We start from the raw sequence: 15,057 nt of genomic DNA, 5'->3' as shown, positions 1-15,057 counted from the left end.
GCGCCCTACCCCCTCAGATCGGAGAGCAGCCGTCCGGTGACCGCTTCCGCGAAGGCCGGATCGTTGATGTTGCAGTCCATTTCCGTCACCGTCACGTCGGCGGACACGTTCGACTTAATGGCGTCGTAAAGCGCCTGGTCGGCCTCGGGCCACCAGAACTCGTTCCCCGGGCTGTCGAGAATGGACACACCCTTCAGGGGCAGAAAGATCGACACCGGACCGCTGGAAGCGTTGGCCTTCTCCGCGATGATCTCGCCGAGGCGGGCGTTCTCCTCCACGTTGGTACGCATCAGCGTGATGTTCGGATTCCACTTGTGCAGCCTGCGGTCGCGGTATTTCTCCGGCACCGTGTCTGGCGCCCAGAAGTTCACCATGTCCATGCAGCCCGGCACGATCACCTGGGGTATGCCCGCCCTGCCGGCCGCGTCCATGCGTTCGGGGCCGGCGGTCAGCACGCCTCCGGCCAGTTCGTCGGCCCATTCCGTGGTGGTGATGTCCAGCACGCCCTCGATCAGGCCCTCGTCGATCAGGCCCTCCATGGTCCGCCCGCCGGCGCCGGTGCAGTGGAAGACCAGCACCTCGTAACCTGCCGCCTCCATGATGGCCCGGGCCTGGTCCACGGCCTCGGTGGTATTGCCGAACATGCTGGCGGTAACGAGCGGCCTGTCTTCCGCCGCTTCCTGCACCTCGGATTCCACCATGCCCACGATCGCACCCGCGGCATTGGCGAAGATCCTGCGGCTGATCCGGTTGATTCCGGCCACGTCCACGACGGAGGGGATCATCGACACATCCTTGATCCCCACGTAGTTGGACGTGTCCCCCGCGGCCACGGTGGATACCATCACCTTGGGCACGCCTACGGGCAACGCCCGCATGGCGCTCGTCCCCACCGCGGTGCCGGCCGATCCACCCATGCTGATGATCCCGTCGAACACGCCGGCTTCATACAGGCCCTGCACGATCTCCGCGACACCGGCCGCCATGGCGTCGATGGCCTCGCCGCGGTCGCCGTGTTTCTTCAACGCGTCGATCGTCGTGCCGGCGGCTTCGGCGACCTGTTCCCGAGACACGTCCGCTTCGACGGTTGAATCACCAATGACGCCCGTATCGATAACCAGCGTCCCGTGACCCCGCCGCTCGATCTCGCTTTTGACGAAGGCGAATTCATCGCCCTTGGTATCCAGCGCGCCAACGATGGCTATGGTTTTTGGCATGAACTCACCTCTAAAGTCTATTCTCGAGTGTCGATACAATCCAACTTTTTCCGACTAATCAAGTTACAAGTGTACGAATCTATTGTACATACCTTTATACCAAAGGAGGGAGGGAGATGTCGTTGGGTAAAAACCAGTACCTTCCGGATTACGTAGTGTCACCAGGAATGGTCCTGGAAGAGAGATTGGACGCGCATGGTCTCACACACGCTGAATTCGCTCGCAGGTGCGACCGTTCACCGCAGCTCATTAGTGACATCATCGCGGGGAAGGCTCCGATTACACGGGAGACCGCTTTCCAATTCGAATCTGTGTTAGGCGTTGATGCCAGTATCTGGTTGGGACTCGAGGCTGACTATCGTCGTTTAAGTGCTGTAAATAGCGTGGAACTCTGGCGCGTGGTCACAGTCTTATTCAGTTAGGTAATTTGTCAAATGAACGGTAATACGAAAGTCAAGCCAAGTCTCTATCTCGAACCCGGATACCTTGACGGCGGTCGCCGGAACTCCTATACTCCACCGGATGCTTCGACGAGTCCCTCCCTGCCCATCCTGCGGAGGACAACTGCGCCGCGTCCGGGGCGCCCGGTATAGCTGTACGTCCTGCCGGGAAGATTACGGCCTGTTCCGAAAACACGCTCCGTATACGGGCTTGCATTGCGTCCGGCTACAGTCGCCGGCCCAGGTCAGACAGGCCGAGGAGGAGGGGAACTGAACCTGCTCAAGAAGGCCTGGGGATGGCTTCGGTGGCTGATCGCGCTGGGCATCCTCGCCTACCTGATCTATCTCTACCGCGAACAGTACGCCGATTTCATCCGCCGCGAAATCGACTTCACCTTCCTGGGCATCGGCATCGTGCTGGCCACGACGGCGACCGTGCTGGCCTTTTTCCGCTGGTACCTTCTCGCCCGGGGCCAGAAGCTGGTGCTGGGATTCCGCGAGGCCGTCCGCCTTGGTTTCGTCAGCAACCTGTTCAACTACCTGGCGCCCGGGACCGCGGGCGGCGACATCGTCCGCGCCGTGGGCATCGCGAGGCGTCAGAAGTCGAGGCGGACCGTCGCCGCGGCGACAGTACTGCTCGACCGGCTGATCGGCATGCTGGCGCTGCTGATCGTCGGATCGGCGGCCGCGCTGCTGAACCAGGACCTCTGGCATCACCGGGAGATCATGATCGCCGTCCTGGTCTTCTGGGGCGGCGCCCTGACCGGACTGATCTGCGTGGTGGTATCCCTCCGTTTTCGCCTGCTGAACTGGACCTTCTTCCAGCGGCTTACCCGTCTCCGGTTCGTCGGGCCATTCTTCGCCGAACTGGCGGGCAGCCTGGAACTCTACCAGACGCGCCGCAGCGCGCTGACCGAGGCGCTGCTCATCGGCCTGGCCGGCCAGGTCTTCATGCTTTCGGCCTTCTACTGCTGCGCGATGGCGCTCCTGCCCGGGGCGGCCGCGCCGGATTACTGGACCCACCTCATGCTGATCCCCGCGGCCGAAATCATCGGCACTTTCGCGCCGGTGCCGGGGGGCGTCGGCGCGCTGGAAGGCGCGGTCATCTACATCTACCACCTCGTCAGCACGACCGCCGATGGATCGGTTCCGGGTACGGTCGCCCAGGCCACGGGACTGGCCGCCGCCCTGACGTACCGCATCGTGCGGGTCACCGTCGCCGCCGTGGGCGCCCTGTACTACATGGTTACGGATAGAAAATGGAAGGAAAGGCTGGGACTGGAAGAGGCCTGATCGAAGGAGCCCTGGCGGGAATGAGCCCGGCCGGACCAGACCTGACCGTACGGGCACGGAGAAGGTGCCGGGTCTCCCCGGCGCATCACCGCACCCGGTCAGGGCCGAACCCCGGGTACTTGATTCCCCGGTGTCCGGCAGTTTTATGCAGGTTCAATGCAGATACTTTACGAACACCCGCTCGTCGATCCACACTCACGACACACGTAGCACGAACCGTTGCGGGTCATCAGGCTGCCGCAGTCCGAGCAGGACGGTGCGTCGGCCTGGGCGGTATAGACTTCGTGCTCCTGGTTCTCCTGCGCGGTCATGGTCTGGTCCATGGCGTTCGAGTGCATGGTGTTGTCCATGTCCTCGTCCGCCACGATCTCGGAATGACTGTCCTCGGGCAGGAACTTCACCGCGAGCCACCGGAAGATGTAATCGGTGATGGACTTGGCGATGGGCACGTCCCTGTTGCCCGTCATCCCGGCCGGTTCGAACCGCATGTGGCTGAACTTGCGGATCAGGCTCTCCAGGGGCACGCCGTACTGCAGCGACACGGAGATGGCCGTGGCGAAGGCGTCCATCATGCCGGACACCGTGCTGCCTTCCTTGGACATCCTCAGGAAGATCTCGCCGGGCTGGCCGTCTTCGAAGAGACCGACGGTCAGGTAGCCCTCATGGCCGGCGATGCTGAACTTGTGCGTGACCGCCTCGCGCTCGTCCGGCAGCCGGCGACGAACGGGCTGGACCTCGGCGGCCTCTTCCTTCTCCGACGCCTTGGTGCTGAGCGGCTGGGTGCGCTTCGACCCGTCGCGGTAGATGGCCAGGGCCTTGAGCCCCAGTTCTCCGCCCTTCATGTACACGTTCATGACGTCTTCGACCGTCGCCTCGTTGGGCAGGTTGACCGTCTTGGATATGGCGCCCGAAATGAAGGGCTGCGCCGCGGCCATCATCTTCACGTGGCCCATGTGGTGGATGGAACGGCTTCCGTTCTCGGTCCGAAACGCGCAGTCGAAGACCGGCAGGTGTTCCTGGAGCAAGTGGGGCGCGCCTTCGATGGTCCCGTGCTCGTCGATGTAATGGACGATCCGCTCGATCTGCGGCTTCGAGTAACCCAGCTTCTCCAGGGCGGAATACACGGTGCGGTTCACGATCTTCATCGTCCCGCCGCCCACCAGGCGCTTGTACTTGACCAGGGCGATGTCGGGCTCGATGCCGGTCGTGTCGCAGTCCATCATGAAGGCGATGGTGCCCGTGGGCGCGAGCACCGTGGCCTGGCTGTTCTTGTACCCGTGCATCTTGCCATGGGCCAGGGCATTGTCCCACGCGGTGCGCGCGGCGTCCAGCAGGTTCTTGTCCACCATCTCCGCCTGGATGTCGTCCACGGCGTCCCGGTGCTTCTGCATGACCCGGAGCATGGGTTCGCTGTTGACATCGTAGCCGTCGAAGGTGCCCAGGTGCTCGGCGAGCTCCGAAGACCGGTAGTATCCCTGGCCGGTCATCAGCGCTGTAATAGCGCCGGCAAAGGCGCGGCCCCCGTCGCTGTCGTAGGGCAGGCCCATGGCCATGAGCAGCGCGCCGAGATTGGCGTAGCCCAGTCCCAGCTGCCGGAAGGCGCGGGCGTTCTCGCCGATCTTCTCCGTGGGGTAGCTCGCGTTGTCGACGATGATATCCTGCGCCATGATCATGATATTGACCGTGTGAATGAATCCCACCACGTCGAAGGTGCCTTCGTCGGTCAGGTACTTCAGCAGGTTGATCGAGGCCAGGTTGCACGCGCTGTTGTCCAGGTGCATGTACTCGGAACAGGGGTTGCTCGCGTTGATGCGGTCCGTGTTGGAGCAGGTGTGCCAGTCGTTGATGGTCGTGTCGTACTGCATGCCCGGGTCGCCGCACTGCCACGCGGCTTCCGCGATCCAGGACATGACTTCCTTCGCCTTCAGGCTTTCCACCGGCGTTTTCTTGGTGACCGACTGCAGCGTCCACTCCCCGTCCTTTTCCACCGCGTCCAGGAAGTCGTCCGTCACCCGTACGGAGTTGTTGGCGTTCTGGAACTGGATTGAACTCCACGCGTCGCCGTTCAGAGTCATGTCCCAACCGGCGTCGCCGAGGGCGTAGGCCTTGCGTTCCTCATTCGCCTTGCACCAGATGAACTCCACCACGTCGGGATGGTCGATGTCCAGGACGACCATCTTTGCGGCCCGCCGGGTCTTGCCGCCCGACTTGATGGACCCGGCCACCGAATCGGCCGCCCGCATGAAGGAGACCGGCCCGGAGGCCTGGCCGCCCGAAGACAGTATCTCCTTGGACGAACGGATCCGGGACAGATTCACCCCGGCGCCCGACCCGCCCTTGAAGATCATGCCCTCGACCTTGCACCACTCGAGGATGGATTCCATGGAGTCGTCGACCGACAGGATGAAGCACGCCGAGCACTGGGGCGTGTCCTCGACACCCGCGTTGAACCAGACCGGACTGTTGAACGTGGCTCGCTGATTGAGGATGATCTGCTTCAGTTCGTTATGGAAGGCGTCGGCGTCTTCCTCCGAGGCGAAGTAACCCTGGGCGCGCCCCCAGCCCGCGATCGTGTCCGCCACGCGGTCGATCATGTGCTTGACGCTGTTCTCGCGCTTCGGGGTGCCGAGGGGTCCGCGGAAGTACTTGGACACGACGACGTTGGTGGCCAGCTGCGACCAGTCGGCCGGGATCTCCACGTCCTTCTGCTCAAAGACGACATCGCCGCCGTCCCCGGCGATCGTGGCCGTCCGCTTCTCCCATTCCACGCCCGCGTAGGGATCATGGCCCGGATTGCTGTACAACCGCTCGACGGAAAGGCCGCCGGTTGCAGTCGGCACTTCGACGGGCGTGTCGACAGGCGTGTCAACGGCGGTCGTGTCATCGACAGACACTTCGGCAGCCCCTCCGGCAGCGGATTCCTCCGTCTCTTCCATCAGGAGATCGTGGGTTTCTTCCAGATTCAATTCTAGTTTGTCTTCAGCCATACGTGCCCCCTAAAATCGCCTTCTTTGATATGAACGTCGAAACTATGGAACTATTGTGTCAACAAAAAATACCTGATCCTGAAAACGCAGACCAGGTACCTAAATACCTGAATCAGCCCTGATCGGGCTGTTCCTTGACGACCGCAGCCAGCTCCTGCTTCTCCAGTTGTTCGAGCTCTTCCGCGAACTCGCTCCTGTCCTTGAAATCCCTGTAGACCGAGGCGAAACGCACATAGGCTACTTCATCGATCTTCCGCAGTTCCCTTATAATGAATTCGCCGATCCGGTCCGAAGGAATCTCGCGTTCGTTGAGGTTACTTACGTAGTACACGACACGGTCCACGAGTTCGTGGAGTTGATCGGCGGAGATCATGCGCTTCGTACAGGCCAGCTTCAGCCCTTGCATGATCTTTCCGCGGTCGAAGACCTCCCGGCGCCCATCGGATTTCACCACCATCAGTTCCTCTTCCTCGATCGCCTCGTAAGTAGTGAATCGCTTGGTGCAGGAAAGGCACTCGCGGCGGCGGCGGATCGTTCTACCGCTCTGGATGGTTCGGGAGTCTACAACGTGGCTGTTGAGCGTGCCACACGCAGGACATCGCATCTGCGGCGGATCTCCAAATGTAATTGATTGATAATTTAAGAATTAAGAATCACAAGGTGTAGTGGTGCAAAGACACGTAGCAAACAAGATATTGTATAATTCGCATACAGGCAAGTATCTTTTTGAAACTTTTTTAGTTAACCCTCATGGAGCACCATCGCAATGAAAAACGCCCCCCGGCATCGTCTGCCAAGGGGCGTCTGTAATGATTATCCGAAATCTGTAGCCGTAACTTCAGATCATGGCACCAGGTGTCTGCGCTAGAGACCGAACACGAGGGATACGGTGATCGGCATCCTCTTTGTGGCCTCGACTTCCGTCGCCGCATGACTGTATCGGGCGTCAACTGCCACGCCGATAGATGGGTTGATTGGAATCTGGACGCCTCCGCCTATCGTAAAACTTAAAACGGTCTCGATGTCGCTTACACCGGGAGATTCACCAAGCAAGAAGACGGATGCACTTCTTTCAGCTCGCGTTACCCCTATTCCTCCTTGCCCATAGACACTGACGGGTGAAGAAGTAGGAGAACGCAGCATGATTCCGATGTTTGCTCCCAAAAGTGTAACATCCGAACTCGCACTACTCGGACCGGGTACAAACTGTTCGAACTCAGCCCGTTTGAACTCAGCAACATTTTTGCTGTAGTGACCTTCCACGACCGCATGCAAGTTCTGATAAACCGGCACCGATGCACCGGCCCGAATCGCCGGTCCGTTGTTTGTTACTTTGGTGCCTATGGGAATTCCCAAACCGCCTCCTACGATAAACGACGGTGAAATCTCCTGTGCATGGACAGATTCTTGAGTGGATATCGACACGAGAACAGCCGCGGCCAGCAAGGTAATCGCTACCTGCCTCATAGAACTGCTCCTTTGACGTTTGAACAGCACGGAAGAATTGTTGTTTTGAGTATATTTTGTTTATACCAAATACACTGCGAAATGTCAATATTCTCCCAGGAGAGTAATGTAGTTGCATACGCTCGAAGTTTGCGGCAATCTCGCAGCTACTCCATCCGCAAGGACTCCACCGGATTCGCGGCGGCCGCCCGCGCGGCCTGGAGTCCGACGGTGAACAGGGCGATCGCCATAGAGAGGGCGCCGGCCAGGATGAAAGTGGTCCAACCCAGGTCGACGCGGTAGGCGAAACCTTCGAGCCAGGCGTTCATCGCGAGGTAGGCTACGGGCCAGGCCACCACGATGGCCGCGATCACAAGCCGCAAGTATTCGCCGGACAACAGTGCGATCAGACTGGGGGCAGATGCGCCAAGGACCTTGCGGACTCCGATTTCCTTCGTACGCCGTTCCGCGGTGAAGGAGGACAGCCCGACAAGCCCGAGGCAGGCGATGATAACGGCCAGTACGGCGAAGCTTACGAAGATCCTGGCAAAACGCTCCTCGGCTTCATGCAGGCGCGCAAAGGTGTCCTCCACGAAGAAGTATTCGAAAGCCCAATCGGGATTTACTTCATGCCATGCTTCCTCGATCGCCGAAAGCCCTTCCGCCATGCGACCGGCATCGATTTTGATCATGGCGTAACCGCCCGGATAGTTCGGAAACAGCACCAGCGGTTCGATGGGTTCGTATAAGGCGGCGTAGTGGAAATCCCTGACCACGCCTACGATTGACGGCCGCAGTTCACCGCGCTCATCGGAATCTGTGATCAGTTCCTGCAACCCTTCGATCTCCTTTCCCAACGCCTCGCCGGCGGATGCATAGCCAAGCCGGTCAACGGCCGCTTCGTTGACTACGACCGCACCCGTCGCCGTCCAGTCGCCGGGGAACGCGGAATCGAAGTTCCGACCCGCCACCAGTTCGATGCAGAAAATCTCGATGAAATCATCGTCCACCCAGGCCTGGTACATATCAATCGTCGATGATTCGTCCTGGCCCCGTCTGCGCGCCTTGATCGGCGCCGCGGCGTTCTTGTGCCCGGGAAGAAGGAAATTCATAGAGACGTTCGTCACCGCAGGTATCTCCTCCAGCCGTGCTTTGTAAACGCTGGATTTTACGACCACAGGCGCGAAGGTCTGAGGCACCGCGACGACTTGGTCGGAATTGAGCCCCATGTTCCGTGCGCGTATGAAATCGAGCTGGCTGTAGACCACGCCGGTGCAGATGATCAGGGCGATCGAAATCACGAACTGGCCCACGACGAGGACCCGGCGGATGGTAGTGTTTCCGGCACGCGGGGAGCGCAGGCCGCTCAGCGCCCGGACCGGTGCGAGCCCGGACAGGTAAAACGCCGGATAGCTGCCCGAGACCAACCCCACCACGGCGCCGATTACCGCGACGGCACCCAGGGCAAACCAGGCGGTATCCGCATTCAGGGACAGGGATTTGCCCGTGAGCAGGTTGAACCACGGCAGGCTCAGCATGGCAAGCAGGAGGGCAATGCCAACCGCAAGCCCGGTCATGAACATGGACTCGCTGATGAACTGCCGGATCACCTGGGCCCTGGTCGCACCGAAGGTCTTTCTCAGGCCGATTTCCCCGGCCCGGCCCGCGGACCGTGCGGTCGCCAGGTTCATGAAGTTGATGCAAGCGATGAGGATGATGAATACGGCGATGGCGCCGAAGAGGTAGACGTACCGGATATCGCTGTTCGGGGTCAGTTCCCGCTCGAGATGAGAATGCAGGTGAATATCCGTGACCGGCTGCAGCCTGAAGGTCAAGGACGACGATACACCGTCGTAGCGGTCGCCCAGGTACTTCTCCACGAAGGCGGGCAGCCTGGCTTCCAGTTCGTCGGGATCGCTGCCCTCGCGAAGCAGGACGTAGCTGTACGACTTGCGCCAGTCCCACACGTCGGCCGGATTTGGCGAGTAGTGCTCCTGGATCCTGAACGCCGCGAGGATGTCGAATCCGAGGTGCGTGTTGGCGGGCAGGTCCCGCATGACGCCGGTCACCTCGAAATGGAAGGATCCCTCGGCATCCAGGATCTTCCCCATGGGATCTTCATCGCCGAAGTATTTGCGGGCGATGGACTCCGACAGGACGACTTTGTCGATACCGGCCAGGGCCGTTCGGGGATCGCCGAATATCAGCGGCACGTCGAAGACTTTGAAAACCGACGAATCGGCCAGGTAGAAATCCCGTTCGTAGAACCCCCTGTCTCCATACTTGATCATCCATGCGTTGCCGGGGGGATTGAAGCGCACCATATCTTCCACTTCCGGGAAGTCTTCGCGCATGAATCTGACGGTGGGCATCATCACTTCGGCCGTGCGGACCACCTGGTCGCCGTCGCGCTCTTCCGAGATCACGCGGTAGATACGGTCCGCCTTCTCATGGTACCGGTCGTAACTAAGCTCGTCGCGGATGTACAGAAGGATGAGGAGCGCGCACGCGATCCCGAGCGCCAGGCTCATCACGTTGATGAACGAGTAGCCTTTCTGGCGGTTCAGATGGCGGAAGGCCACCGTCAGGTAGTTACGGAACATGGCGCACTCATTTTAACTGATGGGCGATTAAACGAAAACACGCGTTCTGCTGCGTCCTGGTCGGGATCTACGCGTCCTGCGTCGGGATCTACGCGTCCTGCGTCAGAATGGACCGCGTCCTACTCGGTCCGCAGGGACTCGACAGGATCTGCTGTAGCGGCCCGCGCGGCCTGGTAACTCACCGTCAGGAGGGCGAGGGCGAGGGCAAGCGCGGCGGCCAGAACGAAGGTCATCCAGTCCAGGTCGACGCGATACGCGAAATCGTCGAGCCAGCGATTCATCGCGAAATAGGCGGCCGGCCAGGCGATTACGTTGGCCACGATCACGAGCCGGACGAATTCCCCCGACATCAACCCGATCAGGTTCGGCGTGGACGCGCCGAGGACCTTGCGCACTCCGATTTCCTTCGTGCGCCGTTCCGCGGTGAAGGAGGAGAGGCCCACGAGACCGAGGCAAGCGATAAACACGGCCAGTGCGGCGAAACTGACGAATATCCTGCCGAAGCGCTGCTCGGCTTCGTAGAGGTGCGCATAGGTATCTTCGACGAAAAAGTACTCGAAGGCGAAGTCGGGGTTTGTGTCGCGCCATGCTTCCTCGATCGCCGACAGGCCTTCCGAAAGTTGATTGGCACTGATCTTGACGACCACGTGGCTGCCGTCAGATTCGGGAAATAGTACCAGAGGTTCGATGGGTTCATGCAGCGAAGCGTAGTGAAAGTCTTTCACGACACCGACGATACTGCGCGGTTCCGCCGTTTCCTCATCGAAACCGTGTCGCTCGTCAAAAACCCAGTCAAACCGACCATCCAGGGCTTCCTCGGCGGAACCGTAACCCAGCCGGGAAACGGCGGCTTCGTTCAATATCGTCCCGCCGCCCGCACCATACCAGTCGGCGACGTACGCGCGGTCGAAGAACCTTCCGGCGGCCAGTTCCATGCCGAACGTATCGAAAAACATGTCGTCCGTCCAGGCCTGGTTCATTTCGATCTTGGCGTCATCACCTTCGCCCGATCTGCGCACAACGGCGGTGATCACGGCGTTCTTGTGAAAAGGAAGGATAAAGGTAGCCGTGGCATCCTCCACGTGCGGACTTTCCCTCACCCGCTGCCTGTATAGTCGCGCCTTTTCAATGACCGGGGTAAACGTCAGCGGCACGGCGACGAGCCGTTCCGTTTCCATCCCCAGGTTGCGGTAGCGGATGTAGTCGAGCTGGTCGTACACGACGCCTGTACAGATGATCATGGCGATCGAGATTACGAACTGGCCCGCGACCAGCGTTCTGCGCATGCCCACGTTGCCGGCATCCCCGGACAACGCGCCCTTCAGGGTATCGATCGGAGCGAGTCCGGACAGGTAAAGCGCGGGATAGCTTCCCGATATCAGCCCGACAACGATGCCGGTCACCGCCGCGGAGCCCAGGATAAACCACGCGGTATCCGCGCCCAGTGAAATGGTTTTGCCTGATACCAGGCTGAACCACGGCAACCCGAACCCAACCAGCAGCAGCGCGATGCATACTGCCATTCCGCTCATGATCAGGGACTCGCTCAGGAACTGACGCGCCACCTGGCCGCGGCCCGCGCCGAATACCTTTTTCAGGCCGATTTCCCGGGCCCTTCCCGCGGACCGTGCGGTTGCCAGGTTCATGAAGTTGATGCAGGCGATGAGGATGATAAACACGGCGATGGCGACAAAGAGATACACGTACCTGATGTCGCTGTTCGGCGTCAGTTCTCGCTCGAGCCGGGAATGAAGGTGGATGTCCGTCACGGGCTGCAGCCGGTAGGTCAGCGTTGACGATTCGCCGTCGTAGATATCGCCGACATACTTCTCCACAAAAGCGGGCAACCTGGCTTCCAGTTCGGCGGGATCGCTTCCCTCCGTGAGCAGGACGTAGCTGTACGACTTTCGCCAGCCCCAATCGTCGAGCGACTGCTCTGTAAACGCCTCCTGGATCCGGAATGACGCGAGTATGTCGAATCCGAGGTGCGTATTGGACGGCAGGTCCGCCATGACGCCGGCCACTTCCAGGTGAAAGGTCCCTTCGGCGTCCAGGATTTTTCCAATGGGATTCTCGTCGCCGAAATACTTCCGGGCCACGGACTGGGACAGCACGACCCGGTTCCTTCCGCTCAGCGCGGTCCGGGGATTGCCTGCCAGAAGCGGCACATCGAACACGTTGAAAACAGTACTGTCGGCCAGGTAGAAATCGCGTTCGTAGAATCCCCGGTCGCCGTACTTGACCATCCAGGCGTTCACGGGCGGGTTGAGACGTACCATGTCTTCCACTTCGGGGAAGTCTTCTCGCATGAACCTGGCCGTGGGCGTCATGACTTCCGCGGTCCGTATGGTCCGAATAACTCCGCCGCCCTGGCGTTCCTCGGCGATCACGCGGTAGATGCGGTCCGCCTTGGCGTGATAACGGTCATAGCTCAGTTCGTCCCGGATATACAGCATGATGAGGACGCAGCACGCGATCCCGAGCGCCAGGCTCATCACGTTGATGAACGAGTAACCCTTCCTGCGGCTCAGATGCCGGAGGGCAACCGTGACGTATTTTCTGAACATGGTGAAATGTTACCGCTATTAAAAGGAACGAGCGATGCGATCTACTCGGCCCGCAGCGACTCCACCGGATTGGCGGTGGCGGCCCGGGCAGCCTGGAAACTCACGGTCAGGAGGGCGATCGCCATGGCCAGGACGCCAGCCAGAATGAAGGTGGTCCAACCCAGGTCGACGCGGTAGGCGAAGTTGTCCAGCCATCGGTTCATCACCAGGTAGGCCGCCGGCCAGGCGAAGATGTTGGCCACGATCACGAGCCGGACGAATTCGTTGGACAGCAGGCGAAACAGGTTCGGTATGGAAGCGCCCAGGACCTTGCGGACCCCAATTTCCTTCGTCCGCCGTTCCGCGGTAAAGGAGGAGAGGCCGACGAGTCCGAGGCAGGCGATCAGCACGGCCAGGGCGGCGAAACTGACGAATATCCTGCCGAATCGCTGTTCGGCCTCATACAGGCGCCCGAAGATGTCTTCCACGAAGAAATACTCGAAGGCGAACTCCGGGTTCACTTCCTGCCATACGTCTTCGATCATTTCAAGGCCTTCAGACAGGGATTCCGGCTTGATCTTGATGACGACGTGACCGCCCTGGTAGTCGGCGAACATGACCAACGGTCCTATGGGCTGGTGCAGTGACGTGTAGTGAAAGTCCTTCACAACGCCGACGATCCTGCGCAGTTGCCTGCCTTCCTCCTGCCATCCCTGCCGCAGTTCCCGCACCCAGTTCAATTCCTTGCCTACGGCGTCTTCCGGAGAATCGAATCCCAGCCTCATTACGGCGGCCTCGTTCAGAACGGCCCCGCCTCCCGCGGTCTCCCAGCCCCAGTCGCTGACGAAGGAAGTGTCGAAGTAGCGGCCCGTGACGAGCTCAATGCCCAACGTCTCGACGAAGTCTTCATCCGTCCAGGCCTGGCTCATATCGATCTTCTCGAATTCGCTTTCGCCCGTCCGCTGCAACGTGATGGGTATCACGGCGTTCTTGTGACCGGGAAGGATGTACGTGGAGGTGGCGTTAGTAATGTACGGACTTTCCTTCACGCGTTGCTTGTAAATCCTCGCCGTCTCCTGGACCGGGTCGAAAGTCAGGGGGACGGCCACGACCAGGTCCGTGTTCAGCCCCATGTTTCTCTTCTGAATGAAATCCATCTGGCTGTAAACCACACCGGTACATATGATCAAGGCGATCGAAATGACAAACTGGCTTACGACCAGCACCCGGCGCATGCCGGCCGTGCCGGAACCGGACGCGAGCGTTCCCTTGAGCGTCTCGATCGGCGCCAGGCCGGACAGGTATAGCGCGGGATAGCTGCCCGATACGCACCCGACGATGACACCGATGACCACTACGGCGCCGAGGGCAAACCAGGCGGTTTCAGCATCCAGGAACATGGTCTTGCCCGTGAGCAGGTTGAACCACGGCAGGCTGATCCACGCGAGCATCAAAGCGAGCAACACGGCCAATCCGCTCATCAGCAGCGATTCAACGAGAAACTGCCGCGCCATCTGGTACCGGACTGCGCCGAAAACCTTTCGGAGGCCGATTTCCCTGGCCCTGCCCGCGGACCGGGCGGTCGCCAGGTTCATGAAGTTGATGCAGGCGATGACGATGATGAAGACCGCGATGGCGATGAAAAGGTAAATGTACCTGATATCGCTGTTAGGCGTCAGTTCCCGTTCCAGGCGCGAATGGAGATGGATGTCCGTTACCGGCTGCAGCCTGTATGTCAGTGTGGCCTCACCGCTTTCGTAGCGGTTTCCAAGGTGTTTTTGCACGAAAGCGGGCAGCTTGGCTTCCAGTTCGGCCGGATCGGTGCCCTCCCGGAGCACGATGTAACTATGGGCCGTGCGCCATCCCCACTCGTTGACGTTCCTGGAGTAGGCTTCCTGGATCTTGAAGGACGCGAGAATATCGAATCCGAGGTGGGTATTGGCGGGCAGGTCCGGCATGATACCGGTCACTTCGAGGTGAAAGGTCCCTTCGGAGTCCAGGATCTTACCCATGGGGTTTTCGTCGCCGAAGTACTTCCTGGCAATGGATTCGGACAGCACGATCTTGTCGTTCCCGGTCAGCGCCGTCTTAGGATTGCCCGTCAGCAGGGGAACCTGGAACACGTCGAAAACCGTCGTGTCGGCCAGGTAGAAGTTCCGCTCGTAGAAACCCTTGTCGCCGTACTTGACCATCCAGGCGTTGCCGGGGGGGACGAGGCGGACCATGTCCTCGATTTCCGGGAAGTCCTGGCGCATGTACCAGACCGTGGGTCTCAGGACATCGGCGGTACGAACGACCTCGCCTCCCTGCCGTTGTTCGGCCGTTACGCGGTAGGTTCGGTCCGAGCGGTCATAATAACGGTCATAGCTCAGCTCGTCCCGGATGAAGAGCAGGATGAGGAGGCAGCACGCGATCCCAAGCGCCAGGCTCATGACGTTGATGAACGAATAGCCCTTCTGGCGATTAAAGTGACGGAACGCTACCGTGAAGTAGTTGCTGAACATGGGATGCCTTGAATCAGTCTA

At 60.2% G+C, this 15,057-nt stretch carries 9 protein-coding genes; 2 read left to right on the top strand and 7 right to left on the bottom strand.

Annotated features, from left to right (window positions below):
* Positions 1-5 precede the first annotated feature (5 nt).
* The gene (locus F4X08_03305; protein ID MYD24825.1) at positions 6-1,217 is read right to left on the bottom strand and encodes a UPF0261 family protein; all 1,212 of its coding nucleotides are present in this window, start codon (positions 1,215-1,217) and stop codon (positions 6-8) included.
* 116 nt (positions 1,218-1,333) lie between these two features.
* On the opposite strand from F4X08_03305, the gene F4X08_03300 reads away from it, so the two are divergent.
* Positions 1,334-1,639, top strand: coding sequence for a HigA family addiction module antidote protein (locus F4X08_03300; GenBank protein MYD24824.1), 306 nt, complete (start codon positions 1,334-1,336; stop codon positions 1,637-1,639).
* Between the two features lie 171 nt (positions 1,640-1,810).
* Positions 1,811-2,950, top strand: coding sequence for a flippase-like domain-containing protein (locus tag F4X08_03295; protein MYD24823.1), 1,140 nt, complete (start codon positions 1,811-1,813; stop codon positions 2,948-2,950).
* Positions 2,951-3,117: 167 nt separating this feature from the next.
* Here the strand turns inward: F4X08_03295 and F4X08_03290 are convergent, their stop codons facing one another.
* From F4X08_03290 to F4X08_03265, 6 genes are all read right to left on the bottom strand, one after another.
* Positions 3,118-5,886, bottom strand: coding sequence for a vitamin B12-dependent ribonucleotide reductase (locus tag F4X08_03290; GenBank protein MYD24822.1), 2,769 nt, complete (start codon positions 5,884-5,886; stop codon positions 3,118-3,120).
* A gap of 163 nt (positions 5,887-6,049) precedes the next feature.
* A complete protein-coding gene (gene nrdR / locus F4X08_03285; protein ID MYD24821.1) occupies positions 6,050-6,541 on the bottom strand; it encodes a transcriptional repressor NrdR in 492 nt (163 codons plus the stop codon).
* Positions 6,542-6,801: 260 nt separating this feature from the next.
* On the bottom strand, positions 6,802-7,404 hold the full coding sequence (locus F4X08_03280) for a porin family protein (protein ID MYD24820.1): 603 nt from the start codon (positions 7,402-7,404) through the stop codon (positions 6,802-6,804).
* A 146-nt stretch (positions 7,405-7,550) separates the two neighbouring features.
* Positions 7,551-9,986 carry an FtsX-like permease family protein gene (locus tag F4X08_03275; GenBank protein MYD24819.1) on the bottom strand — a complete coding sequence of 812 codons (2,436 nt, stop codon included), beginning with the start codon at positions 9,984-9,986 and terminating at the stop codon, positions 7,551-7,553.
* A gap of 119 nt (positions 9,987-10,105) precedes the next feature.
* Positions 10,106-12,553 carry an FtsX-like permease family protein gene (locus tag F4X08_03270; protein MYD24818.1) on the bottom strand — a complete coding sequence of 816 codons (2,448 nt, stop codon included), beginning with the start codon at positions 12,551-12,553 and terminating at the stop codon, positions 10,106-10,108.
* Positions 12,554-12,594: 41 nt separating this feature from the next.
* A complete protein-coding gene (locus F4X08_03265) occupies positions 12,595-15,036 on the bottom strand; it encodes an FtsX-like permease family protein (GenBank protein ID MYD24817.1) in 2,442 nt (813 codons plus the stop codon).
* Between the last annotated feature and the right edge of the window lie 21 nt (positions 15,037-15,057).

This window comes from Gemmatimonadota bacterium (genome assembly GCA_009841265.1).
GTDB lineage: Bacteria > JAAXHH01 > JAAXHH01 > JAAXHH01 > JAAXHH01 > JAAXHH01.
The sequence above is the reverse complement of the archived record's forward strand: the minus strand, read 5'-3'. Positions and strand labels throughout refer to the sequence as shown.

Bases quoted from the DNA above. Each gene is read 5' to 3' on its own strand.
- F4X08_03265 (MYD24817.1), bottom strand. From the start codon at position 15,036: ATGTTCAGCAACTACTTCACGGTAGCGTTCCGTCACTTTAATCGCCAG.
- nrdR (MYD24821.1), bottom strand. From the start codon at position 6,541: ATGCGATGTCCTGCGTGTGGCACGCTCAACAGCCACGTTGTAGACTCC.
- F4X08_03305 (MYD24825.1), bottom strand. From the start codon at position 1,217: ATGCCAAAAACCATAGCCATCGTTGGCGCGCTGGATACCAAGGGCGAT.
- F4X08_03300 (MYD24824.1), top strand. From the start codon at position 1,334: ATGTCGTTGGGTAAAAACCAGTACCTTCCGGATTACGTAGTGTCACCA.
- F4X08_03280 (MYD24820.1), bottom strand. From the start codon at position 7,404: ATGAGGCAGGTAGCGATTACCTTGCTGGCCGCGGCTGTTCTCGTGTCG.
- F4X08_03290 (MYD24822.1), bottom strand. From the start codon at position 5,886: ATGGAAGAGACGGAGGAATCCGCTGCCGGAGGGGCTGCCGAAGTGTCT.
- F4X08_03270 (MYD24818.1), bottom strand. From the start codon at position 12,553: ATGTTCAGAAAATACGTCACGGTTGCCCTCCGGCATCTGAGCCGCAGG.
- F4X08_03275 (MYD24819.1), bottom strand. From the start codon at position 9,986: ATGTTCCGTAACTACCTGACGGTGGCCTTCCGCCATCTGAACCGCCAG.